At 62.3% G+C, this 24,482-nt stretch carries 23 protein-coding genes and 1 pseudogene; 16 read left to right on the top strand and 8 right to left on the bottom strand.

Going from position 1 to position 24,482, the window contains the following annotated elements; genetic code table 11:
* Nucleotides 1-25: 25 nt before the first annotated feature.
* On the bottom strand, nucleotides 26-715 hold the full coding sequence (locus BOO69_RS17510) for a GntR family transcriptional regulator (protein ID WP_071973336.1): 690 nt from the start codon (nucleotides 713-715) through the stop codon (nucleotides 26-28).
* Nucleotides 716-859: 144 nt separating this feature from the next.
* Here BOO69_RS17510 and BOO69_RS17505 point away from each other — a divergent pair, with 144 nt between their 5' ends.
* The 5 genes from BOO69_RS17505 to BOO69_RS17485 all read left to right on the top strand — a co-directional run bounded on the left by BOO69_RS17505 (nucleotide 860) and on the right by BOO69_RS17485 (nucleotide 6,163).
* A complete protein-coding gene (locus BOO69_RS17505) occupies nucleotides 860-1,945 on the top strand; it encodes a polyamine ABC transporter substrate-binding protein (protein WP_071973335.1) in 1,086 nt (361 codons plus the stop codon).
* Nucleotides 1,946-2,015: 70 nt separating this feature from the next.
* The gene (locus BOO69_RS17500) at nucleotides 2,016-3,143 is read left to right on the top strand and encodes an ABC transporter ATP-binding protein (protein WP_071973334.1); all 1,128 of its coding nucleotides are present in this window, start codon (nucleotides 2,016-2,018) and stop codon (nucleotides 3,141-3,143) included.
* 1 nt (nucleotide 3,144) lies between these two features.
* Nucleotides 3,145-4,020, top strand: coding sequence for an ABC transporter permease subunit (locus BOO69_RS17495; RefSeq protein WP_071973333.1), 876 nt, complete (start codon nucleotides 3,145-3,147; stop codon nucleotides 4,018-4,020).
* A complete protein-coding gene (locus tag BOO69_RS17490) occupies nucleotides 4,017-4,838 on the top strand; it encodes an ABC transporter permease (protein WP_071973332.1) in 822 nt (273 codons plus the stop codon). Before BOO69_RS17495 ends, BOO69_RS17490 begins: the two co-directional genes overlap by 4 nt.
* The gene (locus tag BOO69_RS17485; protein WP_071973331.1) at nucleotides 4,835-6,163 is read left to right on the top strand and encodes an NAD(P)/FAD-dependent oxidoreductase; all 1,329 of its coding nucleotides are present in this window, start codon (nucleotides 4,835-4,837) and stop codon (nucleotides 6,161-6,163) included. Before BOO69_RS17490 ends, BOO69_RS17485 begins: the two co-directional genes overlap by 4 nt.
* 31 nt (nucleotides 6,164-6,194) lie before the next feature.
* On the opposite strand, the gene BOO69_RS17480 is transcribed toward BOO69_RS17485, so the two are convergent.
* Complete coding sequence (locus tag BOO69_RS17480; protein ID WP_071973330.1) at nucleotides 6,195-6,863, bottom strand: flagellar hook capping FlgD N-terminal domain-containing protein; 669 nt, start codon at nucleotides 6,861-6,863, stop codon at nucleotides 6,195-6,197.
* A gap of 12 nt (nucleotides 6,864-6,875) precedes the next feature.
* Nucleotides 6,876-8,888, bottom strand: coding sequence for a flagellar hook-length control protein FliK (locus BOO69_RS22875; RefSeq protein WP_083545574.1), 2,013 nt, complete (start codon nucleotides 8,886-8,888; stop codon nucleotides 6,876-6,878).
* Between the two features lie 74 nt (nucleotides 8,889-8,962).
* Between BOO69_RS22875 and BOO69_RS23455 the strand changes: the two genes are divergently transcribed.
* The gene (locus BOO69_RS23455; protein ID WP_418361310.1) at nucleotides 8,963-9,229 is read left to right on the top strand and encodes a rod-binding protein; all 267 of its coding nucleotides are present in this window, start codon (nucleotides 8,963-8,965) and stop codon (nucleotides 9,227-9,229) included.
* Nucleotides 9,226-9,585, top strand: a complete 360-nt coding sequence (locus BOO69_RS17460) for a hypothetical protein (protein ID WP_071973327.1) — start codon at nucleotides 9,226-9,228, stop codon at nucleotides 9,583-9,585. The genes BOO69_RS23455 and BOO69_RS17460 overlap by 4 nt, the downstream gene beginning before the upstream one ends.
* 216 nt (nucleotides 9,586-9,801) lie before the next feature.
* On the opposite strand, the pseudogene BOO69_RS23450 reads toward BOO69_RS17460, so the two are convergent.
* Together BOO69_RS23450 and trhO are read right to left on the bottom strand one after the other, a co-directional pair.
* A pseudogene (locus tag BOO69_RS23450) lies at nucleotides 9,802-9,909 on the bottom strand (chemotaxis protein MotB); the annotation flags it as partial.
* 99 nt (nucleotides 9,910-10,008) lie between these two features.
* Complete coding sequence (gene trhO, locus BOO69_RS17450; RefSeq protein ID WP_071973325.1) at nucleotides 10,009-10,899, bottom strand: oxygen-dependent tRNA uridine(34) hydroxylase TrhO; 891 nt, start codon at nucleotides 10,897-10,899, stop codon at nucleotides 10,009-10,011.
* An 88-nt stretch (nucleotides 10,900-10,987) separates the two neighbouring features.
* Here trhO and pncA point away from each other — a divergent pair, with 88 nt between their 5' ends.
* Entirely contained in the window at nucleotides 10,988-11,581 is a 594-nt protein-coding gene (gene pncA, locus BOO69_RS17445; RefSeq protein WP_083545573.1) for a bifunctional nicotinamidase/pyrazinamidase, read from the top strand.
* A gap of 2 nt (nucleotides 11,582-11,583) precedes the next feature.
* On the opposite strand, the gene BOO69_RS17440 is transcribed toward pncA, so the two are convergent.
* Nucleotides 11,584-12,231 carry a MarC family protein gene (locus BOO69_RS17440; RefSeq protein WP_071973323.1) on the bottom strand — a complete coding sequence of 216 codons (648 nt, stop codon included), beginning with the start codon at nucleotides 12,229-12,231 and terminating at the stop codon, nucleotides 11,584-11,586.
* 88 nt (nucleotides 12,232-12,319) lie between these two features.
* Complete coding sequence (locus tag BOO69_RS17435) at nucleotides 12,320-12,994, bottom strand: NYN domain-containing protein (protein WP_083545571.1); 675 nt, start codon at nucleotides 12,992-12,994, stop codon at nucleotides 12,320-12,322.
* Between the two features lie 80 nt (nucleotides 12,995-13,074).
* On the opposite strand from BOO69_RS17435, the gene pncB reads away from it, so the two are divergent.
* Nucleotides 13,075-14,367, top strand: a complete 1,293-nt coding sequence (gene pncB, locus BOO69_RS17430; protein ID WP_071973321.1) for a nicotinate phosphoribosyltransferase — start codon at nucleotides 13,075-13,077, stop codon at nucleotides 14,365-14,367.
* 9 nt (nucleotides 14,368-14,376) lie between these two features.
* On the opposite strand, the gene BOO69_RS17425 is transcribed toward pncB, so the two are convergent.
* Nucleotides 14,377-15,282, bottom strand: coding sequence for a DMT family transporter (locus BOO69_RS17425; protein ID WP_237267511.1), 906 nt, complete (start codon nucleotides 15,280-15,282; stop codon nucleotides 14,377-14,379).
* A 290-nt stretch (nucleotides 15,283-15,572) separates the two neighbouring features.
* Between BOO69_RS17425 and BOO69_RS17420 the strand changes: the two genes are divergently transcribed.
* The 7 genes from BOO69_RS17420 (at nucleotide 15,573) to BOO69_RS17390 (ending at nucleotide 24,432) form a co-directional block, all read left to right on the top strand.
* Nucleotides 15,573-16,466, top strand: coding sequence for a LysR family transcriptional regulator (locus tag BOO69_RS17420; RefSeq protein WP_172839556.1), 894 nt, complete (start codon nucleotides 15,573-15,575; stop codon nucleotides 16,464-16,466).
* Nucleotides 16,467-16,604: 138 nt separating this feature from the next.
* The gene (locus tag BOO69_RS17415) at nucleotides 16,605-18,683 is read left to right on the top strand and encodes a hydantoinase/oxoprolinase family protein (protein WP_071973319.1); all 2,079 of its coding nucleotides are present in this window, start codon (nucleotides 16,605-16,607) and stop codon (nucleotides 18,681-18,683) included.
* Nucleotides 18,684-18,694: 11 nt separating this feature from the next.
* Nucleotides 18,695-20,404 carry a hydantoinase B/oxoprolinase family protein gene (locus tag BOO69_RS17410; RefSeq protein ID WP_071973318.1) on the top strand — a complete coding sequence of 570 codons (1,710 nt, stop codon included), beginning with the start codon at nucleotides 18,695-18,697 and terminating at the stop codon, nucleotides 20,402-20,404.
* Complete coding sequence (locus tag BOO69_RS17405; protein ID WP_071973317.1) at nucleotides 20,404-21,612, top strand: NAD(P)/FAD-dependent oxidoreductase; 1,209 nt, start codon at nucleotides 20,404-20,406, stop codon at nucleotides 21,610-21,612. Before BOO69_RS17410 ends, BOO69_RS17405 begins: the two co-directional genes overlap by 1 nt.
* Nucleotides 21,612-22,385 (top strand): HpcH/HpaI aldolase family protein, encoded by a 774-nt coding sequence (locus BOO69_RS17400; RefSeq protein ID WP_071973316.1) that lies wholly within the window; start codon nucleotides 21,612-21,614, stop codon nucleotides 22,383-22,385. The genes BOO69_RS17405 and BOO69_RS17400 overlap by 1 nt, the downstream gene beginning before the upstream one ends.
* Nucleotides 22,382-23,596, top strand: coding sequence for a pyridoxal phosphate-dependent aminotransferase (locus BOO69_RS17395; RefSeq protein WP_071973315.1), 1,215 nt, complete (start codon nucleotides 22,382-22,384; stop codon nucleotides 23,594-23,596). The genes BOO69_RS17400 and BOO69_RS17395 overlap by 4 nt, the downstream gene beginning before the upstream one ends.
* Nucleotides 23,593-24,432: an NAD-dependent epimerase/dehydratase family protein gene (locus tag BOO69_RS17390; protein WP_071973314.1), complete on the top strand. Its 840-nt coding sequence runs from the start codon at nucleotides 23,593-23,595 to the stop codon at nucleotides 24,430-24,432. The genes BOO69_RS17395 and BOO69_RS17390 overlap by 4 nt, the downstream gene beginning before the upstream one ends.
* Nucleotides 24,433-24,482 lie beyond the last annotated feature (50 nt).

Raw genomic sequence — 24,482 nt, 5'->3', positions numbered from 1 at the left:
GAAGTCAATCGAATCGCTTTCCGGGTCAGGCCTCCGACAGGGCAGCGCGGATTTGCTGCATGCCTTGATCGACATCCTCGGCCATGGCGTCCGCGGCCGCCTCGGCGTTGCCATCGGACAGCGCGCCGATCAGGTCCGAGTGCTTGTCCGGCAGGCTGGACGTACCGTATCGGCCGCAAACGACGCGCAATGACGGGCCGAATCGCAGCCATAGACGATCTACCGTGGCGGTGATGATCGGCGCGCCGGCAGCGGCGTAAATCTGTGCGTGGAATTGGTAGTTATGTGTCAGGTAGCCGCCGATATCGCCCAACTCTATGGCGGTGTTGAGATCCGAATCACAGGACCGAAGCCGGTCGAGCACGCCGGCAGTCATGCGTCGTGCCGCCCGACGGGTCAGCTCCGGTTCCAGAGTGCGGCGCATGAAGTGCAGTTCTTCCAGACCCGAAGCGGTCAGATCGGGAACGGACACCCGGCGGTTGCCCTGGTGAATCAGGGCACCTTCGGCGATCAGGCGGCGCAGGGCTTCGCGGACCGGTGTCATCCCGGCGCCCAGAGCTTCGATCAGGCCTTGGATCGTCACGGCCTGTCCCGGCGCGAGATCGCCAAAGAGAATCATCACGCGCAATTGCTCGTATACCTGCTGATGCGCAGGCGTTTTGCCGGCTTCATCCGTGGCGGCCATGTTCCGGAGACTTACCACCTCGTTCTTCATTCTAAGCGCCTCTTATTTGCCCAAAGTCAGCACCTTGCACCAGGATGCAGTGCGTGAAAACATATCTGATATTGCCCGGAGAGGCAAAACTTGATCAAATTCGCCAGAAGCCGGGGTTAACCCGGTTACATATGGGAGAACCAAATGAACAATCGCATTCTCGGCAGCATCGCCGCTGTCGCCGTCATGGCAACCGCAGCCACCGCGCAGGAGGTCCGGGTCTACAACTGGTCGGACTACATCGACGAAAGCCTGCTGGAAAAATTCGAACAGGAAACCGGGATCGATCTGGTCTACGACGTTTTCGACAGCAACGAAGTGCTCGAGACGAAGATGCTGGCCGGCGGGTCGGGCTACGACGTCGTGGTTCCCTCCGGCACATTCCTGCAGCGCCAGATCCAGGCGGGCGCGTTCCAGAAACTGGACATGTCCAAGCTGCCCAACAAGGACAACCTCTGGGACGTGATTGAGGACCGGCTGAAGAAATACGACGCCGAGAACGCCTATGCAGTCAACTACATGTGGGGCACGACCGGCATCGGTGTGAACATCAACAAGGTCAAGGAAGTCCTCGGTGAAGATGCACCTGTCGGGTCGCTTGCCCTGATCTTCGATCCGGCCAACATGGAAAAGCTGTCCACCTGCGGCGTCCACTTCCTTGATGCCCCGGCGGAAATGATCCCGGCGGCGCTGGCCTATATCGGCGAGGATCCGGATGCACAGGACGTGGAAACCATCGAAAAGGCCGAGCCCGTGCTGAGCGCCGTGGCCCCCTACGTGCAGAAGTTCCACAGCTCCGAATACATCAACGCGCTGGCGAACGGCGACATCTGCGTGGCGTTTGGCTGGTCCGGCGACATCCTGCAGGCGCGGGACCGTGCGGCAGAAGCGGACAACGGGGTCGAGATCGAATACAACGCGCCGTCCGAAGGGGCCCTGATGTGGTTCGACAACATGGCGATCCCGGTCGATGCGCCGAACCCCGATGGCGCGCACCAGTTCATCAACTTCATTCTGGATGCGCAGAACATGGCGACGGCATCCAACTACGTCTACTACGCCAACGGCAACAAGGCTTCGCAGGAGTACCTCGAAGAGGACGTGATCGGCGATCCGGCGATCTACCCGAACGAGGAAACGCTTGAGAACCTCTACACCACGTCGCCCTACGACCCCAAGGTGCAGCGGACCGTGACCCGCATGTGGACGAAGATCAAGTCGGGAACCTGACCGATTTTCGGGGCGGGGCCTTGGGGCCCCGCCCTTTATCTTGGCCCATGTTGCGCAAGGATGAATTGAATTGACCCAGACCGTTTTTGCCCCTTGGGATGATCCAGACCAGCAGCCCCTGATCCGTTTCCAGAACGTTACCAAGCGTTTCGGCGAGTTCGTTGCCATCGACGACCTTACGCTGGACATATTCGAGCGGGAGTTCTTTGCCCTTCTCGGGCCCTCGGGGTGTGGCAAGACCACGATGATGCGGATGCTCGCGGGGTTCGAATCCATCAGCGAAGGGCGGATCGAACTGTCGGGCAAGGACATCGGGCACGTGCCGCCGAACAAGCGCGCGGTGAACATGATGTTCCAGTCCTACGCGCTGTTTCCGCACCTGTCGGTCTGGGACAACATCGCCTTCGGCCTGCGGCGCGACCGAAAGAGCAAGGAAGAGATCGATTCGCGGGTGACCGAGATGCTCAAGCTCACCCGACTCGAGAAGTTCGCCCGCCGCAAGCCCCACCAGATTTCCGGCGGCCAGCGCCAGCGGGTCGCCCTGGCGCGGTCGCTTGCCAAGGCACCGAAACTTTTGCTGCTGGATGAACCGCTGGGCGCGCTGGACAAGAAGCTGCGCCAAGATACCCAGTTCGAGTTGATGGATATCCAGGAGAGCACCGGCACCACATTCGTGATCGTGACGCACGATCAGGAGGAAGCGATGACCGTGGCCAGCCGGGTTGCCGTGATGGACGAAGGCCGCGTGATTCAGGTGGCCACCCCCGCGAACATCTACGAGTATCCGAATTCGGTCTACGTGGCCGACTTCATCGGGGATGTGAACATCATCGACGCGAAGGCGCGACCGATGGGCGAGAATACCTATGCGCTCGACTGGATCGACGGTCAGCCGCCCCTGCGGGCCGAAAGCAAGACCGGTTTCAGCGAGGGTCAGCAGGCGCACCTGGCCATCCGGCCTGAAAAGATCCGGATCACCAAGGAAAAACCGGAAGACGCCCCGAACGCGCTGGAGGGCAAGGTGCTGGACATCGCGTACCTCGGTAACCTCAGCACGTACCACGTACAATTGCCGGGCGGACAGGTGATCAAGGCGCAGACGGCAAATACCCGTCGCATCGCCCGTCGTGACATTACCTGGGAAGACCCGGTTTGGGTTTCCTGGAGTGCCACCGCCGGCGTCCTGTTGGAGCATTGATATGCGCCGCTTCGCCCTGATTGCCGTCCCCTACGCGTGGCTGCTGGCGCTGTTCCTCGTTCCGTTCATCATCGTCTTCAAGATTTCGTTGTCGGATCTGGCACTGGCGATCCCGCCCTACACCCCGACCATGCGGGACGGGATCGGCGAGATGTTCGCGGCCTTCGATTTCGAGAACTTCATCTTCCTGACCGAGGATGATCTCTACTGGAAAGCCTACCTCAGTTCTCTTCAGATCGCGTTCCTGTCGACGCTGATCACCCTGATGGTCGGATATCCGATCGCCTACGGTATGGCCAAGGCACCGGAGGAATGGCGCGCGACGCTGATGATGCTGGTGATCCTGCCGTTCTGGACGTCTTTCCTGATCCGGGTCTACGCGTGGATGGGCATTCTCAGCAACGAAGGGTTGCTGAACCAATTTCTCACGTCACTGGGGCTGATCAGCGAACCGTTGCAGATCCTCAATACGAATACCGCCGTCTATATCGGTATCGTCTATACCTACCTGCCCTTCATGATCCTGCCGATCTACGCGGCACTCGACCGGCTGGATGAATCCCTGAACGAAGCGGCGGAGGATCTGGGCTGCTCGCGGCTTCAGGCGTTCTGGCTGGTGACGGTGCCGTTGTCTCGCAACGGGATCATCGCCGGGTCCTTCCTGGTGTTCATTCCCGCGCTGGGCGAGTTCGTCATTCCCTCGCTTCTGGGCGGATCGGGCACGCTGATGATCGGCAAGGTGCTGTGGGAGGAGTTCTTCAACAATCGCGACTGGCCCGTGGCGTCCGCGGTGGCCGTGGTACTTCTGCTGATCCTGATCATTCCGATCGTGCTGTTTCAGCGAAACCAGCAGAAGCAGGCGGAGGCAGAGCAATGAAGCGGATGTCATGGTTCAACGTCACGTCGCTGACCTTCGGCTTTGCGTTTCTCTACCTGCCGATGATCATCCTGATCATTTACAGTTTCAACGCCTCCAAGCTGGTGACGGTCTGGGCCGGGTTCTCCACCCGATGGTATGGCGAGCTTGTCCGGAACGAGGCCTTCCTCGATGCGGCCTGGGTCACGATCAAGGTCGCGGTCATGTCGTCCACGCTGGCGACCCTATTGGGGACGATGGCTGCGTACGTTCTGGTGCGCGGTGGGCGGTTCATGGGGAGGACACTGTTTTCGGGCATGATCTACGCACCTCTTGTCATGCCCGAGGTCATAACCGGCCTGTCCCTTCTGTTGCTTTTCATCGGCATCGGGCTGGATCGAGGTGTCCTTACCATCGTGCTGGCGCATACGACATTTTCCATGTGCTACGTTTCGGTTGTCGTTTCGTCGCGGCTGGTGACCTTCGACCGTTCGCTCGAAGAGGCGGCACTAGATCTGGGATGTTCTGGCTGGGATGCATTTCGTCTTGTGACACTGCCGATCATTGCGCCTGCGGTGATTTCCGGTTGGTTGCTGGCATTCACTCTCTCGCTCGATGACCTCGTGATCGCTTCGTTCACGGCCGGTCCGTCAGCGACGACACTGCCGATCAAGATATTCTCGGCTGTACGGCTGGGCGTCTCGCCCGAGATCAACGCCCTTTCCACGATCATGATTTCGATCGTCGCCGTCGGGGTGATCACCGCCTCGCTCGTGACGAAACGGAACGCCGTGAGGGCCGAAGCGGACATGCGCGCGGCGGAGCGTGCCCCGGCATGAAGCGTATCTACGGAGACTTCGCCTATTCCGACGGGCCGCGGAACGGCTGCTGGTGGGATCAGACCTGCGACATCCCGGATCGGCCGGCGCTGCAGGGCGACACAAGCTGCGACGTGGCGATCATCGGCGCCGGCTTCACGGGTATCTCAGCCGCCTTGCAACTGGCCGAAGACGGCGTGGATACCGTTGTCGTGGATGCGCGGTATGTGGGCTGGGGGGCGTCGGGCCGCAACGGCGGGTTCTGCTGCCTTGGGGGCGGGATGCTGGACGACGCGGCGCTCGAGACGCGGTTTGGCGAGGACGGGCGCCGGGCCTGGCGGCAGACGGAACTTGCCTCCATCCGGTTTGTCGAGGATCTGTTGGAGAAATACGGCGTAGAGGTCGATCGCCATTCCGACGGCGAGACGCAGTTCGCGCATCGGCCCAAGGACTTCGACGAGATGGAAGAGCGGGTCGCCTACTATGCCGATAACTACGGCGCGGAGGCGCGGCTGACCCCTGCCAAGGATCTCGAGGGGGAGGGGATGAGTGCTGGCTTCCACGGTGCGCTGACCGTGCCCATCGGTTTCGGGCTCAATCCGCGCAAGTACATCAAGGGGCTGGCCGCTGCTGCCGAAACCGCGGGCGCCCGGATCCACCATGAGACACCCGTGACGTCCGTCACCAGGCACGGGTCCGGCTTCACGCTGGAAACGCCGTCCGGGCGGATCGAGGCGCAACGCGTGATTATCGGGACCAATGGCTATTCGTCCGAAGATCTGCCGGCGTGGCTGGCGGCGCGCTACATGCCGACGCAATCCAGTGTCATCGTGACACGCCCCCTTTCGCAGCAGGAACTCGGGGCTCAAGGTTGGACAAGCGGGCAGGCCTCTTATGATACGCGGCATCTGCTGCATTACTTTCGTCTGATGCCGGACAATCGGATGCTGTTCGGCGTGCGCGGGGGGCTGATGGCCAATCAGGGGTCCGAGCGGCGGGCGATGCAAAGGGCGCGGGCGGATTTCGACCGCATGTTCCCGGCCTGGAGCGAGGTCGAGACCCCGTACAATTGGTCGGGCATGGTGTGCATCGCCCGGGACAGGATGCCATTTGTCGGACAGGTGCCCGATCAGCCCGGAATGTTTGCGAGCCTGTGCTATCACGGAAACGGCGTGGCGATGGCCAGCTATTCGGGCGCCTTGCTCGCGGACCTCGTGCAGGACAGGGAACCGCGTCGGATCTATCCGCAGGCGGTTCAACGTCCCTTGCAGAAGTTCGAGCTGGGTGCCTATCGCCGTGCGATCATGCCGTTTGCCTACCTCGGGTTCAGCCTGTCTGATCGATAGCGAATTGGCCCTCTCTGCCAATGGCTGAGGTTCAGGTGGCGTCCGGGTCGCGCAGCCCGCTTACGGCACTTGCCAGCACGGCTGCGCCGCCTTCCAGTATCAGGATGGTCTGCCCGTCCTGGACACGCGCTTCGGTTATGCGGTTGTAGGTCTCGACCGGGTCCGTCAGCACCACCTCCCCGTCCGCACGGCTTTCGATTTCGAGCGTGTAAAGGCCGTTTGCAAACGGGCTGCCGTCATCGGCGACTCCTGCCCACTCGAAAGGTTCCGCAGATATCGGCAGGGCGCTGCGCTGCACCTCGGTTCCGGTGTCATCGTAGACCACGAGGAAAACCTCGTCCGAGATGGCGGCCGGATTCGGGGTGATGGTGATCGGACTGCCGTCGAAATATACCGGCGCCGTGCTGAGCGCCTCCATCCCGATCCATCCCGACATCTGTGCCATCCCCCCCGCGCTCAACTGTCCGGAAAGGGCTTGCAACAGGTCGTTTGAAAGAACCTGCTGTTCCACCATAGAGAACTGCGCCAGCTGTGCGGCGTACTGGGACGAGTCCAGCGGCTCCAAAGGATCCTGGAATCTTGCCTGGGCCGTCAGCATCTTCAGAAAAGTTTCGAAATCCGAGGACAGGACCGAGCCACGCGTGCCGGGAGCAGGGCTTTGCGTACCCGGGGCGAAGGCAGAAGCGGTGGGTGAGATCATGGCTTTCTCCGGTTAAAGTCTGATGTCGACGCCCGTGTCTGGCGTGATCGACAGGGCGATTTCGGCAATGGTGCCCGATGCTTCGGGAAGCTCCCCGTCAGGCGCGAGCACGTCGGCTCGTGGGGGACGATGACCGTGCTGCTCTCCACCTCCCGCGAAGCTGAAGCGGACATCGGCATAGCCGAGCTGCCTGAACTCCTCCGAAAGCTCCGTGATGTGCCGCCGCATGAGATCCAGCGTTTCCGCTCGATCGGCGACCACATGGACAATCATGCCGGAGTCCGAGGCCGACAGCGACAGGCGCACGCGGCCCAGCTCCTCGGGGGTGAGTGAAATTTCGACCGGTTGCTGTCCGATGCCTTGCAAGGCTTCCGCGACCTGTCGGGCTATATGCATCGGCATGTCGGCGCGCTGCGGAGCGCTGACCGGCTGGCCCTGTACTGCGGGCAAGGTGTCGACGGGCCGGGGACTTCCAGCCTCCACCGGAACGATATCGACCGGGCCCGTTACCGTCTCGCGGATGTCACCTTTGACGGTAGACGACCCGATGGCAGGACCCGGTTGCGGCGCCACCGGGTGCGCCGTCGCAAAGGTGATCTTCGGTTGTGTCGGTGTGCCACGGTGGGGGCTGGTGTCTTGGGGGCTTTTCGCGGTGTCGCTACCGAGGTTTGCGACGGGTTGCCCCGGCGCCGCCTTTTGAAAACTGATTGCAATTGGTTCCCTTGGCGGCGGCGCAGTGAAACCCCGCGCGGGGCCTAAGGATTGATCGGGACGACTTCTAATGAACGTGCTGTCGCTACCTGCCTCGGTGGTCGCTCGCGTTCGACCCAAGAGCGGAAAAGCTTCCTTCGGCGTTGTCTCAACGTGGCTAGATACGTTCCGGGCCTGTGAGACAGAGGCGCGCGGCATGGCCAATTCGATCCCCGATGGTTTTGGAGAGGGGGCGTCTGTTCCTGCGTTGGGCGCACCAAAAGGCTCCCCCGCCTTGGACCGCAGATGCCCTGGTGCCACCGGTACGGGCACGTCCTTGGCCACTTGCGAATTGGCAAGGGTGGTCCCTTTAGGGTTGGCTGCGTCTGCCCACCGATGTTCAGGGCCAGCGACCTGTCGGAGGGCGGAGGAAGAGCCGATCAGGGCCTCCGACATCCGCGAGGTCATCGCTGAGGGCAGTTTTTCGGTGTCGTGTGTCATAGGCAGCCGGCCGGGCAAGCCGACCGCCAAGACTGGGGCGCGGTTAGCCCCTGCCATCTGTCCGGTCACCGCCCGCTCCGCCAGCGATTTCGGGTATGACATCGCGGTCCCGACGGCCGCGACCTGAACGGAATGAACGACTGCCCGCTCCGCCAGTTGCCTCGTTTTTGGTGGCGCCGGGTCGATTTCTGCCGAAGCGCGGGGTTCTGCCTGCCAGTCAATCCTGGTCTTTGTTGCAGCGCCCTCCCCAGCATGGGGTGCAGGGCTGGAGGACACGCGCGAAGCTGTCGACTGATGCGCCTCCGGTCGAATCTGTTGCGCCTTTCGTGGCGTCGGTTGCCCTTGCGCCGCATGAGTATGGGCCGCAGGCAGGCCGTTGGCCTCCGGGGTCACTTCGGCCGCGTGTACGCGGGCCCTTTCGGCGGACGGTACGGCGAGAGGAAGCGAGGGATGGTCAGGCATCGGGTGTACGGCCTCTTGGGGAGGTTCTTTGCGTGAAGCCTGCGGCGAATCTCCTTGCGTCTCGGTTTCCATGACCGAAGGGCCGGACGGTTCCTCCGGCGCATCTTCCGTCGCGTCCGCCTTTTCGGCGTCTGCATTTGTGGCCCCGTCAGTCGATGGCGGGGCTGCAAGGCTTTGCAGGAGGTTTTCGAAGGTCTCGTTGAAGTCTGCGACCGCAACTGGACCGGTCCCGCCGACCTGCGCAGCGTCGCGCAGATTTGCCCCGGCACGCGCTTGGGGTTCATCCGACAACCGGGTCGGGGTCTGCGCTGGGAAAATGTTCAACTTGGCCTCCGGGACTTCTTCGCCGACCGGCACCGTATGACGCAACATCCTTACCGCTTTTTTACCGCTTGCCGTGCATCCTCCCGAAAATTGAACTTAGTTTGAGGAGCGCCCACGTGGAAATCAGCCAAGCCCCTTTTCGGAAATCCTTGCCCGGCACGGCCGACCTGAAGCTCAGGCAGGCGGCCGAACAGCTCGAAACCACGTTCCTGGCTGAAATGCTGAATGCTGCGGGTGTCGGAAAGTCGCGTGATCACTTTGGCGGTGGCGCCGGCGAGGATCAGTTTTCATCCTTTCTCCTGCAGGAACAGGCCGCTGCGATGGTGCGCGCGGGCGGACTCGGTCTGGCCGAATCGCTCTACCAGGCGCTGAAGGAGAGAGACCGATGACCCATCCCGGCGCAACGGAACGGATCGAGGCATTGGATCACCTGCTTGACGAGGAGCGCGAGGCGCTCCTGACAGGAAACCTCGGACGGCTGGCAGATTTGCTCGACCCCAAGGAAGCCCTGATCGAAGAGATCAATGCGATACCTCCCGGCAACGCCGGGCGTTTGAGGCATCTCGATGTGAAGGTTCGACGCAACCAGCATCTTCTGGACGGTGCCCTTGATGGGATCAGGTCGGTTGCGGCACGGATGGCCGAACTGCGGCAGGTGCGCGACGGATTGGAAACCTACGGGGCGGACGGAAGAAAACGGACGATCGAAATCCAGGATGGCCCGTCGGTGGAGCGTCGCGCGTGATGCAGGCCGCAGGGGAGACGCGGCAAAATCATCTCAAAGTCTCGCAACAAGGCTGCTGCGCATTCAGCAGACGTTAACAGCGCAAAACGCATGTAGGTGATGCATCCGAGGTCGGATGGCGCACCCCCTGCTGCAGGGGCGCATGCACGGGTCAGAATGCCATGAAAGGTCCCCCAAGGGGGGTGAGACTCCACGGGCGCAAAGCGTCCCAGACTGAAGGAACATGCTTATGGCGACTTTCCAGGCACCTCCATGGTGTCCGCCGCCGCCGACAATCTTCTTGCGTTTGATGATGATCGGCCGCGCATTGGCCTGCGCACTCATCTCCACCACCTCTATTCACCCGCGAACATGGGTAGAGGCAGAGCTTTACCGCCCGCTTAACAGGTCAAGTTTTCCGGAGTTTAGGCCCGCTTCGGGGGATCAGGGCAGGCGCCGCCGGGCTGCGAGCCGCAGCTGCTTCTGCCTCTCTCTGAACCGCGCCTTGTCCGCCTCGGTGGTACGGTGGGCGCAATGATGGCAACTCACGCCCTCTTCGTACTCGGGGCGGTTCCTGTCCTCGGGAAGGATCGGCTGACGGCAGCCGTGGCACAGCATGTGGGGCCCCTCTCTCAGGCCGTGGCCGACGCTGACACGCGCATCGAAGACAAAGCAGTCTCCCTGCCAGGCGCTGTCGGCTTCCGGGACGTCCTCGAGATATTTCAGGATGCCGCCTTTGAGGTGAAAGACGTCCTCGACCCCTTGGCCCAGCAGGTAATTGGTCGATTTCTCGCAGCGGATTCCGCCGGTGCAGAACATCGCGATCTTCTTGTTGTGAAAGCGGTGCTTGTTGGCTTCCCACCAGGCGGGGAATTCTCCGAAACTTGCGGTTTCGGGATCGATCGCGCCCTCGAAGGTTCCGATCGCCACTTCGTAATCGTTTCGTGTGTCGATCACCGCCACCCCCGGATCCCGGATCAGATCGTTCCAGTCCCGCGGCTCCACATAGTGGCCCACGCGCGCGCGCGGATCGACATCCGGCTGGCCCATCGTCACGATTTCGCGCTTCAGCCGCACCTTCATCCGGGGGAAGGGCGGTGTTTCGGATGTCGCCTCTTTCCATTCCAGCCCGGCGCAGCCGGGCAGACCGCGCAGATGGGCGATGACCGCGTCGATGCCCTCACGCGGGCCCGCGATGGTGCCGTTCACGCCTTCCTGCGCCAGCAGCAACGTGCCCTTGACCCGATGCGCGAGGCACAGGTCCAGCAGCGCGGGCTTGAGCGCGGCGGGATCCTCGAAGCGCGTAAAGTGATACAGGGCGGCGATGGTGTGCATGGAGGCGGAAATAGGCCCGAGGGGGGCTGTTGCGCAAGGGGGGGCTGCGGTAAAAGGCTTCGTGCCCAGCCAGAACCGGAGTGACCCGATGCAAGCCCTTATCGTGATCGACGTCCAGAAGGACTTCTGCCCCGGCGGCGCGCTCGAGGTGCCCGAGGGCGATCTTGTCGTATCGGGTATTACCGACCTGATGGCGGACTTCGACGCGGTGATCCTGACGCAGGACTGGCATCCCGCCGGGCATTCCTCGTTTGCCAGCGCACACGACGACCGCGCCCCTTACGACGTGATCGACATGCCTTACGGTCCGCAGGTGCTCTGGCCGGATCACTGCATCCAGGGCAGCCTTGGCGCGCAGTTCCACGAAGGTCTGGCACAGGACCGCGCGGACCTCATCATTCGCAAGGGATACAACGCGGCCATCGACAGCTATTCCGCGTTCTTCGAAAACGATCACGAGACTCCGACCGGTCTTGAAGGCTACCTGCGGACGCGCGGTATCCAGAAGCTGACGATGGTCGGCCTGGCGCTGGATTTCTGCGTCAATTTCTCGGCGGTGGACGCAGCCGGTCTGGGATTCGACGTGACGGTCCGGCAGGATCTCTGCCGAGCGATCGACCTTGACGGCTCCCTGGACGCTGCCCGCGCGGCGATGAAGGAAAGCGGCGTGACCCTGGTGTGAACCTAGTTCAGCGGGCTTTCCGAGTTCGCAAGATCCAACAGCCCCAGCGCCTCCAGCCCGCCAAGCGTCGAATCGACCGCTACCGTCGCCAGAACGATTCCCATCACCCGACTGATCACGCTGGAACCGGTGACGCCGATCAATCTGCCGATCCGCGAGGCAAGCAGCAGCAGGATCAGCGTCAGGAGCAGGACGAGCACCAGAAGCGCCCCGGTGATCACCTGGTCCGAAACGGGGTTGGAGTGATTGTCGGTCAGGATGACGATGGCCAGCATCGCGCCCGGCGACGCGATCGACGGCATGGCTAACGGAAAAACCGCACCTGCCAGATGGTCACGCTCCGCACTTGCCACTTCCTGCTCCGGCTTGCTTTCTCCAAAGATCATGGTCAGGGCAAAGAGGAACAGGATCAGGCCACCGGCCACCTGAAAAGACCCCAATCGCAGGCCAAGCGATTCGAGCAGGAATTGCCCACCGACCAGGAACGCCAGCAACACGACACCCGCCACCAGAACCGCGCGCAGGGCAAAGCTGCGATGCAGGTGTTTCGGAACATGCGCCGTGGCGTAAAGGAAGATCGGGATACTGCCGATCGGGTCGATCACGACCACGAGCGTGATGAGTTCGCGGATCAGGTTCTGCCAGTCCATAGGGAGGGCCTTCGTGTTTGGCAAATTCGGATGTCATCCCGGCTTACCGGGATTGGGCGCGACACGGAACGGCAAAAGCCAGCCGCGGCTAGAGTCCGTCGAAGATCGGCTTACCGTTGGCAAATATGCCGCGCACCATCCGCAGTTTGCCCGCGATCTGGGCGCGATCCCGAAACCGGTCGTTCGACACCACCGGCATATCATGCTCTCGCGCGTATTTCAGCAGGAAGGCGTCGGCCTCCGTTCCCGCCGGGCAGACCATGACCCGGTTCCGGGGCAGCCCAAGCGACTTTGCAAAGGCCTGTTCGTCCAGGCTCTTGTCCTTGAGGTGATGGCGCGATGAAGCGTCGAGAAACACCACCGGCGCCCAGCCCCGGTCAAGCAGCGCACCAACCACGATGCGCAGGCTTGCCAGCTCTGCCGCTTCGCCATCCCAGTAAAGCACATTGGTCCCGTCGATCACGATATCCTTGCGATCCTTCGCCTTCACCTGATTTGCGGCTGCAGCGCGGGCCGGTCCGGGCGCGCGCCCACGCCTCGACAAGAGAAACGCGACAAGGACCAGCAATGCGACCACGCCCCAGACCGGTCCATTCTCCTGGTCAAGCGGGAAGGACAGGGAGATCAGGCCGGCGAGTGCGAATGAACCGAGCAGCGTCAACCATGGCGCGAGGGTCAGGCATCGGACATAGCCGAAGGCGGCGAGCCCCAGCACAACGGGAAACAAGACTTGCCCCGGCGTCAAACTAGAAAGCAACTCCATGATTTCCCGCCTTTATCTTTGGCCTTGCCCCCGTCCCGCAGTCTTTGTCACAAGGGGATGGCAATTCTGAGGAACATCTGATGGTGGATATCGCAACCCGTGTCTGGAACCACAAGTGGAAGATCGACCCCATCGTCCGGTCCCTGATCGACACGGATTTCTACAAGTTGTTGATGTGCCAGTCCATTTTTCGGAACAGGCCTGACACGCAGGTCACTTTCTCGCTCATCAACCGCTCCGATCATGTGCCCCTTGCCAAGCTGATCGACGAACGCGAACTGCGCGAGCAACTGGACCACATCCGGTCGCTCAGCCTCAGCCGGGGGGAAAGCACGTGGCTGCGCGGCAATACGTTCTACGGAAAGCGGCAGATGTTCCGCCCCGACTTCATGGAATGGTTCGAGGGTCTGCGCCTGCCGCCCTACCACCTCGAACGGCGAGGCGACCAGTACGAGCTGACGTTCGAGGGAAAGTGGCACGAAGTCATGTTGTGGGAGATACCCGCGCTCGCCGTGCTCATGGAACTGCGTGGCCGCGCGGTGCTGGATACCATGGGCCGTTTCGAACTGCAGGTGCTTTATGCCCGCGCCATGACCCGTGTCTGGGAAAAGATCGAGCAGTTGCGCAAGATACCGGACCTGTCCGTCGCCGATTTCGGCACCCGTCGGCGGCACAGCTATCTCTGGCAGGACTGGTGCGTTCAGGCCATGCAGGAAGGATTGGGCAAGGCATTCACCGGTACGTCGAACTGCAAGATCGCCATGAGCCGCGAACTCGAGGCGATCGGCACCAACGCACACGAACTGCCCATGGTCTATGCCGCCCTGGCGGAGGATGACGCGGCACTGGCTCAGGCCCCCTACGACGTCCTGTCGGACTGGCATGACGAACACGATGGCAACCTTCGCATCATCCTGCCAGATACCTACGGGACCAAAGGTTTTCTGGACAACGCGCCCGACTGGCTGGCGGGCTGGACCGGTATCCGCGTGGACAGCGGTGATCCGGCGACGGCTGCGCAGATCGCCATCGATTGGTGGAAATCGCGTGGCGAGGATCCGCGGCAGAAAAGGGTGATCTTCTCGGACGGTCTGGACGTGGACAAGATACGCGAACTGCACGACAGGTTCGCGGGCAAGGTCAATGTCTCGTTCGGCTGGGGCACCCTGCTGACGAACGATTTCCGCGGCCTCGTCGAGAACGATGCGCTGGCGCCGTTTTCGCTTGTCTGCAAGGCGATCGCGGCGAACGGCAGGCCGACGGTGAAGCTGTCGGACAATCCGAACAAGGCGATGGGCCCGGCCGACGAGATCGAACGCTACAAGCGGGTCTTCGGTGTCGGCCCGCAGGAGGCGCAGGAAATGGTGGTTTGACCGCCACCTCTACCTGGGGGTGGTTGCGTTCCGCAGTTTCTCGTTCATCTGCCGTTCGCGCCAGATGATCAGCAGTCCGCCTCCGGACAGCAGGAAAGCGCCCGGGAAGAGTTCTTCCCACGGTGCCTCGCCGAAAAAGAGCCATCCGAGCACAAAGGCCAATGGAATGCCGAAGTAGCTGAACGGCGCGAGGTTGCTCTGTTCCGTCATTCGGTACGCAGTGACAAGGACAAGCACGGCGAACCCCCCAAGCCCGCCCATCGCGGCGATCCAGAGCAGGTCCGTGGTGTCGCGGATCGGCGTGAACCCCCCCGTTGCCATCGCCAGCACCATCGCCCCCAGCGCCGCGACCCCGGTGGAATAGAGGTTTATCAATGCGGTCGACGGACCCTCGTCCATCATCCGCGCGGTGACCGCCGTCAACGCATAGCACAGTGCGGCGCCAAGCGGCAGGAGCGCGGAGAGAGAAAAGGTATCACGCCCCGGACCCACGATCATGACCACCCCGGCAAAGCCGATGAGCACGGCGGCCCATCGGACCATCCCGACCTTTTCACCGAGCAACGGTATCGCCAGCGCCGTGACGAAAACCGCGTTGGCATATGAAATGGTCGACGCCGTGGCGAATGTGAGCAAGCCGAGTGAAAGGTAGAAGAAATACTGCGCGAAGGTCAGGATCACACCGCGCAGCAACGCCAGTTTCCACTGCCGCATCCGCATGCTGCGACCCTTGGCGTGCCAGTCTCGGGAGGTCCATAGAACCAGCAGCGCGGGTATCAGTCCAACGATGTTGCGGTAGGCCGACAGCTCGGCGGCGGTATAGTCATGGGAGAGAAGTTTGATGATCAGACCCATCCCGTCGAAGAGCAGCAGGGCCAACAGGGAATAAAGGATCGCAAGGGTCGTGCGGTTCAAGTCGGGCGGCTCCTGAATTTCGGGGGATCGTCCGCCCGTTATGCGCCTCTGCCGTGCGCAGGACCACAAGTAATCCTGCAAGCACGCTCTGCCAGCCTGAAGAACATCCTCGGCGGAGAGGACTGTTGCGTTAATCGCCTCCACTGACGAGGATTGGATTTCCGAAGTCACAATGCGTCGCTATCATCCTTCAAACATCACGAGACACGGTTTGCCAGCCGACGCTTCGCGCTTTCGACAACGTCCCCCGCTTCTTGATGCAACAACCCCAATGAGACATGATCGGCAAAATGGTAACTCTGAAACAACTCGAAGGTTTTGTCTGCGTGGTGGACGTGGGCTCCTTTCGAAAGGCGGCGGAGGTGCTGGGGACAACGCAACCGAACATCTCGAACCGGATCGCCACGCTTGAGCAACACCTGGGGGTGGTGCTCATGCATCGGACCCCCGGGTCGGTCCGCCTGACCGACAAAGGGCAGGAATTGCTGGTTGCCGCCCGGCAGGTGTTGCGGGCGGCAGAGGCGTTCGTGAGTGTCGCGGATCGGAAGGACCTGATTTCCCATCGGCTCCGGCTCGGCGTGACGGAACTCATCGCTTGCACATGGCTTCACCCCTTCCTGAGGCGGTTCCGGGAAGAGTACCCGACGGTGACAGTACAGCTCGATGTCGATCTGTCGACCGAAGTGGCGCGGCGCCTTTCGGAAGGGCAGACCGATCTCATCCTGACGGCGGGGCCTTCGTCGATCAACGAGGGGGCGGCTGTTCCGATCGGAACCTACCCTTATTCATGGTTCGCCGCGCCGGATGTCTCGCGCCGTCTCGAAGGCCATTCCACGTTGGCCGAGGTCATGAAAGGCCCGGTCCTGATCCATTCGCGGCAATCCTCTGCTGCACGCGAACTCGTGGCGCATTGCGAGGCACGAAGCTACCGGATGGATCGATTGGTCTATTCCAGCAGTCTCGCATCCGCCTTGCAAATGGCCATCGACAGCATGGGCGTTGCCTTGCTCCCCAAGGCGCTGGCCCGCAATCGCGTCCGGGACTCCGCGTTGGTCGAAGTCCCCTGCGACTGGCTGCCGACAGCGCTTGAATTTCACGCAAGGTTCGACACGGCCCGCGCGCCCGGTTTCGTGCGGTTCGCGGCGGAGCTTGCCGCGCAGATCTCGGCAGAGCGGGACGATTAATTTTTTTGATCGCCTTGAGAAATTCAAACAATTTGCCCAATCGTGAAAGTTCCACGAGAGTTGCCAGATGACGTCACCGGTCCGGACCTCGGACGGCGGGGTGACGCGGCACCGAAACGCAGCTCTGGAGCATCGAAAATGGCATCGTTTGAAACCCGGCTTGGCGTCGATATTGGCGGTACATTCACGGATGTCGTGCTTGAACGGCGGGGCGAACGGTTCTCGACCAAGGTGCTCACGACCTATGGCGCGCCTGAGGATGCGATCATCGACGGCATGCAGCAGGTCTGTGCCAAGGCCGGCATCGACGCGGGCGAGATCGGCCAGATCATCCACGGAACGACGCTGGCGACCAATGCGCTGATCGAACGGCGCGGGGCCAAGACGGCGCTGATCACCACCGAAGGTTTCCGCGATGTGATCGAGATGCGGACCGAAAGCCGCTTCGAACAGTACGATCTGAACCTGAAACTTCCCGAACCGCTGCTGCCCAGACAGTACCGCTTCACCTTGGGCGAACGGGTCAACGCCAAGGGCGAAATCATGATCCCCCTTGACCGGGCAGAGATCGAAGCTCTGGTCGACCGGATCGCCGAAGCCCAATTCGAAAGCATCGCCGTCGGCTTTATCCATTCCTATCTCAATCCCGCGCACGAACAGATGGTGCGCGACGTGCTGGCAGAACGGCTTCCGGATGTCGCCGTGTCGCTGTCTTCCGAAGTCTCGCCCCAGATGCGCGAATACGAACGCTTCAACACGGTGGTGGCGAACGCCTATATCAAGCCGCTCATGGCGTCCTACCTGCGGCGGCTGGAAGACCGGCTGAAAAACGAGGGCGTCGATTGCCGCATCTTCCTGATGCATTCCGGCGGTGGCATCATCTCCATCGCCAGCGCCGCTGAATTCCCCGTGCGGCTGGTCGAATCCGGCCCGGCCGGGGGTGCTGTATTCGCAGCCCACGTGGCGGCCCAATACGGGCTCGACAAGGTGCTCAGCTTCGACATGGGCGGAACGACCGCCAAGATCTGCCTGATCAAGAACCAGACCCCCAAGACCGCGCGGGTATTCGAAGTCGCGCGGACCTATCGGTTCAAGAAGGGTTCCGGCATGCCGATCTCGATACCTGTGATCGACATGGTCGAAATCGGGGCGGGCGGCGGGTCGCTTGCCCATGTGGACGCAATGCGCCAAATCCGCGTCGGACCGGAAAGCGCGGGGTCCGAACCGGGGCCTGCATGCTATGGCCGCGGGGGCGAGCGTCCGGGCGTGACCGATGCGGATCTCGTGCTGGGGAAACTCGATCCCGACAATTTCGCGGGCGGGTCGATCAAGCTGCACCGGGACGCGTCGGAAAGCGCCCTTGCCGCTCATATCGGGACCGCACTGTCGATGGACCCGATCGAGGCCGCGCATGGCGTCGCCGAGGTGGTCGACGAAAACATGGCGAATGCCGCGCGCGTGCATGCGGTCGAGAACGGCGAGGATCTCAGCGAATATACGATGATCGCCTTCGGCGGGGCCGCGCCGCTGCACGCCGGACGGCTTTGCGAAAAACTTGGTATCGACCGGCTGATCGTGCCGCCCGGTGCCGGGGTGGGCTCCGCAATCGGCTTCTTGCGGGCGCCTTTCAGCTTCGAGGCGAACCGCTCCGTCTACATGCGCCTTGCCGATTTCGACCCGGAGCGCATCCGGGACCTGCTGACAGAGCTGAAAGAGGAATCGACCGGCTTTGTCCGCACCTGTGACGCTTCCGCCGATATCCTGGCTGAGTTCAAGGTCTACATGCGCTATGTCGGACAGGGCTGGGAAATCCCCGTGGTGCTGACAGAGGCGCAGGCCATGGAACCGGATGCCGCGACGTTCCTTGCCCGCTTCGAAGAGGATTACACCAAGCTGTTCGGCCGTCCGGTCACGGGGCTTGATGTCGAAATCACGGTCTGGTCGGTCAACGCGACGACTCCTCCCGAAAAGGTCGATCGGGTCGACGCGTCCACAGGCGGGAGGGCGGCCAAACTGAACGGCAGCAGAAAGGTTTTCGACGTCGCCGCAGGCGGATTTGTCGATGCGCAGGTCTACCAGCGCGAAGACCTAGAAGCGGGTGATCGGGCCGCTGGTCCCGCCGCCGTCGTAGAAGCCGAAACCACGATCATCGTGCCGTCAAGCCGCAACGCGGTTCGGCAACCCGATGGTTGCATTGACCTGACACTCAAGCAGTAAGGAACACCGACATGTCACGCTCTCATTCTGACGTCGCCTTTCAGGTCATGTGGAACCGGTTGATCTCGGTCGTGGAGGAACAGGCGCAGGCGCTGGTCCGGACCGCTTTTTCGACATCCGTGCGCGAGGCGGGTGACCTCTCGGCGGGGGTCTACGATATCCAGGGCAGGATGCTGGCGCAGGCCGTGACCGGCACGCCGGGACACGTCAACGCGATGGCCGACGCGGTGGCGCATTTCATTCGCCGCATCGGTCGGCAGAACATGTTCGAAGGTGATGTCTACATCACCAACGATCCTTGGGAAGGCACCGGGCATCTGCACGACATCACCATGGTCACGCCGTCTTTCCTCGATGGCAAGCTGATCGGCTTCTTCGCCTGCACCGCGCATATCGTCGATATCGGCGGGCGCGGGTTCGGGGCCGACGGACAAAGCGTTTACGAAGAGGGTCTCTACCTTCCGATCATGAAGTTCGCCGAACGTGGTGACGTGGACGAGACGCTCGTCAAGATCGTGCGCGGCAACGTGCGCGAACCCGACCAGCTGATCGGTGATATGTACGCCTTGGCAACCTGTAACGAGATCGGGCACCGGCGTCTCATCGACATGATGCACGAGTTCAACCTGTCGGATCTGGACGGGATCGCCGATTTCATCCTCGAAAACTCCCGTCTGGCGACGCTGGAACGGATCGCCGCGCTGCCGCGGACGTCGGCGGATGGCGAGATGACGGTCGACGGGTTCGACGTGCCGATCACCCTGAAAGTACGGGTAACGGTCGAAGAGGACCGGATCGTGACGGATTTTGCAGGCTCCTCGGGCGTCGACAAGAAGGGCATCAACTGTCCGCTGGTCTATACCAAGGCATATGCCTGTTACGCGCTGAAGGTCGCCATCGCGCCGGAAATTCCGAACAACCATGCGTCCCTGGCACCGTTCGAGGTGATCGCGCCAGAGGATACGATCGTGAATGCGCAGCATCCCGCGCCGGTCGCGCTGCGCCATATCGTCGGGCATTTCGTCCCGGATACCGCGTTTGACGCCTTCGACAAAATCGTGCCGGGGCTGGTGCCGGCGGAAGGCGCGGGATGCCTGTGCAACTTCCAGGTGTCCCTCCGGCCACGGACCGACGCGCCTGCGCCCAAGGACGCCCGCCGGTCCGAAGTGCTGACCTTCAACTCGGGCGGCTCGGGGGCAAGGCCCGAACTTGACGGATTGAATGCGACCGCCTTCCCGTCGGGTGTCATGACCATGCCGATCGAGGCGACGGAACATGCAGGCCCCGTGATCATCTGGCGCAAGGAACTTCGGCCCGACAGCGGCGGCGCCGGCAAGATGCGCGGCGGTTTGGGGCAATACATGGAAGTTGGCGCAATGGAGGGGCACGAGTTCGACATCCAGGCGATGTTCGACCGGGGGCAGCATCCTGCACGCGGGCGCAATGGCGGAAGCGATGGTGCACCAACCACGATCGCCCAGGATGACGGCACGGCGATGCGCGTCAAGGGCAAGCAGTTCGTGCCGCACGGGCGCAAGGTGATGATGGCCTTTCCCGGCGGCGCGGGTTACGGCGACCCGGCTCAGCGAGACAAGGCACAGGTCCGGCAAGACCTCGCGCGCGGCTATATCTCGGACAAGGTGGCGGCAGAAGTCTACGGGCTTGACCAGTCCGACATCGACGCCGTTGCCGAAGCGGTTCGCAAGGGTGAGGCGCTCTGATGGCGAACGAGTCACCCCGGCACGGCAACTATGATGTCGTCATCATCGGTGGCGCGATCATGGGGTCCGCGACGGCCTGGTTCCTGACGGAATCCGCCGACTTCGATGGCCGCGTTCTGGTGGTGGAGCGGGACATGACCTTTGAGGCATGCGCGACCGCCCACACGAACAGTTGCATTCGCCAGCAGTTTTCCGACCCCCTGAACGTGCGCATCAGCCAGTTCACGGCTGAGTTCATCAAGAACCTGCCCGACCGCATGGGCGACGAACGCGCACCCAAACTGAGTGTCCAGAACTTTGGCTACCTCTACCTCGCGGATAACGAGCGTTTCGCCAATGTCCTGCGGGAGAACCAGATCATCCAGCGTGGCGCCGGGGCCGAGACGGAATTGCTCAGCGCCGATGAGATTGCCGAACGGTATCCGTTCTATCAGCTCGACGATATCATCCTGGGTTCGATCAACCGCAAGGACGAAGGCTATTGGGATGGCGGGACACTTTTCGACTGGTTCCGCCGGTCCGCGCGTTCGCGGGGCATCGAATACATCCAGAACGAGGTCGTCGCGATCAACAGGAATGCCGCCGGCACGCGGGTCGAAAGTGTCACCCTCGCCACCGGCGAGGTGATTTCCTGTGGTCAGCTTGTGAACGCGTCGGGACCGCGCGGCGCGGGTGTGGCGGCGATGGCAGGCATCGCCTTGCCGGTCGAGCCGCGCAAGCGGTTTACATGGGTCTTTTCCGCCGAAAAGCCGCTTGATCGTGACCTGCCGTTGACCATCGATCCGTCAGGTGTCCACGTCCGCCAGGACGGACCGCAGACCTATCTCGCGGGGTGCGCGCCCGATCCCGACCCCGCCGTCGATCCAGCGGATTTCACGATGGATCAGGCGCGCTGGGAAGATCACGCATGGCCAGCGATCGCGACGCGAATTCCTCAGTTCGAGGCAATCCGCGTCATCACTGAATGGGCGGGGCACTACGATTACAACACGCTCGATCAGAACGCGATCCTCGGACCGCACCCTGAGGTCGCCAACTTCCATTTCATCAACGGGTTCTCGGGGCACGGGCTTCAGCAGTCGCCGGCGATGGGGCGTGGCCTCGCGGAGATGCTGACCTACGGCGCGTACCGGACCTTTGACATGACACCCTTCGGATACGACCGCGTGGCGCAAGGCAAGCCCATGGTCGAGAAAGCAGTGATCTGATGAAATACCCGCCCAACCCGTTCACGCAGGCCCTGCGCCGTGGCGAACAACAGATCGGTCTCTGGATCAGCCTCTCGAGCAATTTCGCGGCTGAAGTTGTTTCGACCGCCGGGTTCGACTGGGCCTTGGTCGATATGGAGCACAGCCCGAACGACTACTTCAGCGTGCTCGGTCAATTGCAGGCCTTTGCTGCCACGTCGACCACCGCCATCGTCCGGGTCGAATGGAACGACGCGGTGGTGGTAAAGCGGCTCCTCGATCTGGGCGCACCGGGGCTCCTCTTTCCGATGATCCAGACCGTCGAAGAGGCGAAGGCCGCCGTTGCCGCGACACGCTATCCGCCCCGCGGCGTCCGAGGTGTTTCCGGCGCGACACGGGCGACCCGGTTTGGCCGGTGCACGGATTACGTCGGACGTGTGGAAGAGGAAACCGCTGTTCTGCTCCAGTTGGAGACGCGGGCCGCCGTGGAGCGGGCAGAAGAAATCGCCGCAGTCGATGGCGTCACCGGCATCTTCTTTGGCCCGGCGGACATCGGGGCCGATATCGGCAAGCTGGGCCGGCCCATGGACGAGGCGGTGTGGAACCTCATCCGGCCCGCAGCGCGCAAGTTGATCGACGCGGGGATGCCCGTCGGCACGCTCGTGCAGGATGCGCGCTTTGCGGCACAGTTGCTGGACGAAGGCTTCAGCTTCGTCGCCTGCGGCACCGACACGGTATTGCTGGCCCGCGCGTCTGACGCGCTGCTGGCGCAGGTGAAAGAGTATCGGTCATGAGCTTTGCCGCATCGCGTCTCGCCGCCGTCAAGGCATCGGCCTCCGCTTGGGTCAGCCAGGCCGCACAGGACGCCCGCGCCCGCGGCGAGGACGTCATAGACCTTGGGATCGGCGAGCCGGACTTCGACACGCCCGACCATATCAAGGAAGCGGCACATCAGGCCGCCAAGGCCGGAGACACAAAATACCCGCCGACAGGCGGCACGCTCCGGATGCGCCGCGCCGTGGCCGACAAGTTGCGCCGCGAGAACGGGTTGGAACATACCCCCGACGAGGTCATCGTTTCGAACGGTGCCAAGCAGGTGCTCTTCAACGCCTTCATGGCCACTCTCGAACCGGGGGACGAGGTGCTGCTTTGCGCACCCTATTTCGGTCAGTACAAAGACATTGTCGCCATCCTCGGCGGGGTAACTGTCGCCCTGCCATGCCCGGCGTCCGAAGGGTTCCTGCTTGGACCGGAAGCCCTGCGCGCCGCGATCACGCCGAGAACGCGTTGGCTGCTGCTGAACCAGCCGTCAAATCCGTCGGGCGCCGTCTATTCTGATGCCGATGTGTTGGCGCTTGGCGCGGTTCTGGCGGATCATCCGCGTGTTCTCGTGCTTTCGGACGAGATCTATGAACACATCCTCTTCGACGGTCGCGTTTTCCGGTCATTCGCGGCGCTGTGCCCGGATCTGAAAGACCGGACGCTTACCGTGAATGGCGTCTCCAAGGCCTATGCCATGACCGGCTGGCGGGTCGGCTACGGGGCCGGGCCGAAGGATCTTATCGCCGCCATGACCAAGGTGCAGAGCCAGATCAGTTCAGGCGTCTGTTCAATCGCGCAGGCCGCTGCCGCTGCGGCGCTGGAAGGCCCGCAGGATGATGTGAAGCGGTTCCGGGAAGCGTTCGAAGCCCGTCGCGATCTGGTGGTACGCCGCGTGGCAGATATCCCGGGACTGACCCTCGATCCGCCGGGTGGGGCCTTCTACGCCTTCATCGGCTGTGCGGCGCTGATCGGTGCCACGCGTCCCGATGGCCGGACGCTGAAAGACGACAACGACGTCACCGCGTGGTTGCTGGAAGACGCAGGCGTTGCTGCCGTGCCGGGGTCCGCCTACGACCTTTCGCCCTTCTTCCGCATATCCACGGCAGCCGCGGAAACCGTGCTTGCCGATGCCATGGATCGCATCGCCGCCGCTGTCTCGGAACTGAAAGGACTTAAGACATGAAAAAACTCGTGCTGACAGGTGCGGCGGGGCGGCTGGGTTCGTATCTGCGCGCACCTCTGGCGGCGATGTGCGACGAGTTCGTCTCGACCGACCTCCGGGAGAGCGTGCAAGACCTCGCGCCGAACGAGACATATGTGAAAGCGGACCTTGCCGATCTCGACGCTATGGTAGCCCTGCTCGAAGGTGCCGACATGGTCATCCATTTCGGTGCCATCGGTGACGAGGCCCCCTTCGAGACCTTGCTGGGGCCGAACTTCATCGGGGCCTACAACATCTGGGAGGCGGCCTATCGCAACGGGGTGCGCCGCGTGGTCTATGCGTCGTCGATCCATGCCGTCGGAATGCACAGGAAAACGGAGTCCATCGGGATCGACGCCGCCCATCGGCCCGACACGTTCTATGGGCTGGCGAAGTGTTTTGCCGAAGATCTGGCAAGCCTCTACTGGGACAAGCGCGGGGTCGAATCCGTGTGCATGCGCATCCTGTCCTGTGCACAGGTGTCCAACAGCAGGGCAGTGGGTTCATGGCTCAGCTACGATGATCTGATCCATCTGGTCGAACGTGCGATCACGACGCAGATCACCGGCTTCTCGATTGTCTATGGCGTATCGGACAATGACCGTGCGCCGGTCGACAATTCAGGCGCCCGCCACCTTGGCTACCGTCCCAAGGACAACGCCGAACGCTACGCCAAGGAAATCTTTGCCGCAGACGGCCCGCTTGATCCGCATGATCCAGCCAACACGCACCACGGCGGCGCGTTTTCTGCCGTGGAACTGGGAAATAGCGGTGTCGCACAGATGAAGCTGAACGCCGAAGACACAGGCAAGAGCTGAGGAAAAGCACGAGAACATTCGCCATCCCGGCACGACAGCCACCCAACCCA

Source organism: Sulfitobacter alexandrii (assembly GCF_001886735.1).
GTDB lineage: Bacteria > Pseudomonadota > Alphaproteobacteria > Rhodobacterales > Rhodobacteraceae > Sulfitobacter > Sulfitobacter alexandrii.
The sequence above is the reverse complement of the archived record's forward strand: the minus strand, read 5'-3'. Positions and strand labels throughout refer to the sequence as shown.

Excerpts from the sequence above, each read along its gene's own strand:
- BOO69_RS17480 (WP_071973330.1), bottom strand. The coding sequence starts at position 6,863 with ATGATCTCACCCACCGCTTCTGCCTTCGCCCCGGGTACGCAAAGCCCT.
- BOO69_RS17505 (WP_071973335.1), top strand. The coding sequence starts at position 860 with ATGAACAATCGCATTCTCGGCAGCATCGCCGCTGTCGCCGTCATGGCA.
- BOO69_RS17495 (WP_071973333.1), top strand. The coding sequence starts at position 3,145 with ATGCGCCGCTTCGCCCTGATTGCCGTCCCCTACGCGTGGCTGCTGGCG.
- BOO69_RS17420 (WP_172839556.1), top strand. The coding sequence starts at position 15,573 with ATGGTAACTCTGAAACAACTCGAAGGTTTTGTCTGCGTGGTGGACGTG.
- BOO69_RS17440 (WP_071973323.1), bottom strand. The coding sequence starts at position 12,231 with ATGGACTGGCAGAACCTGATCCGCGAACTCATCACGCTCGTGGTCGTG.
- BOO69_RS17490 (WP_071973332.1), top strand. The coding sequence starts at position 4,017 with ATGAAGCGGATGTCATGGTTCAACGTCACGTCGCTGACCTTCGGCTTT.
- BOO69_RS17485 (WP_071973331.1), top strand. The coding sequence starts at position 4,835 with ATGAAGCGTATCTACGGAGACTTCGCCTATTCCGACGGGCCGCGGAAC.
- BOO69_RS17415 (WP_071973319.1), top strand. The coding sequence starts at position 16,605 with ATGGCATCGTTTGAAACCCGGCTTGGCGTCGATATTGGCGGTACATTC.
- BOO69_RS17460 (WP_071973327.1), top strand. The coding sequence starts at position 9,226 with ATGACCCATCCCGGCGCAACGGAACGGATCGAGGCATTGGATCACCTG.
- trhO (WP_071973325.1), bottom strand. The coding sequence starts at position 10,899 with ATGCACACCATCGCCGCCCTGTATCACTTTACGCGCTTCGAGGATCCC.
- BOO69_RS17510 (WP_071973336.1), bottom strand. The coding sequence starts at position 715 with ATGAAGAACGAGGTGGTAAGTCTCCGGAACATGGCCGCCACGGATGAA.
- pncB (WP_071973321.1), top strand. The coding sequence starts at position 13,075 with ATGGTGGATATCGCAACCCGTGTCTGGAACCACAAGTGGAAGATCGAC.
- BOO69_RS22875 (WP_083545574.1), bottom strand. The coding sequence starts at position 8,888 with ATGTTGCGTCATACGGTGCCGGTCGGCGAAGAAGTCCCGGAGGCCAAG.
- BOO69_RS17435 (WP_083545571.1), bottom strand. The coding sequence starts at position 12,994 with ATGGAGTTGCTTTCTAGTTTGACGCCGGGGCAAGTCTTGTTTCCCGTT.
- BOO69_RS17410 (WP_071973318.1), top strand. The coding sequence starts at position 18,695 with ATGTCACGCTCTCATTCTGACGTCGCCTTTCAGGTCATGTGGAACCGG.
- BOO69_RS17405 (WP_071973317.1), top strand. The coding sequence starts at position 20,404 with ATGGCGAACGAGTCACCCCGGCACGGCAACTATGATGTCGTCATCATC.
- BOO69_RS17395 (WP_071973315.1), top strand. The coding sequence starts at position 22,382 with ATGAGCTTTGCCGCATCGCGTCTCGCCGCCGTCAAGGCATCGGCCTCC.
- BOO69_RS17400 (WP_071973316.1), top strand. The coding sequence starts at position 21,612 with ATGAAATACCCGCCCAACCCGTTCACGCAGGCCCTGCGCCGTGGCGAA.
- pncA (WP_083545573.1), top strand. The coding sequence starts at position 10,988 with ATGCAAGCCCTTATCGTGATCGACGTCCAGAAGGACTTCTGCCCCGGC.
- BOO69_RS17390 (WP_071973314.1), top strand. The coding sequence starts at position 23,593 with ATGAAAAAACTCGTGCTGACAGGTGCGGCGGGGCGGCTGGGTTCGTAT.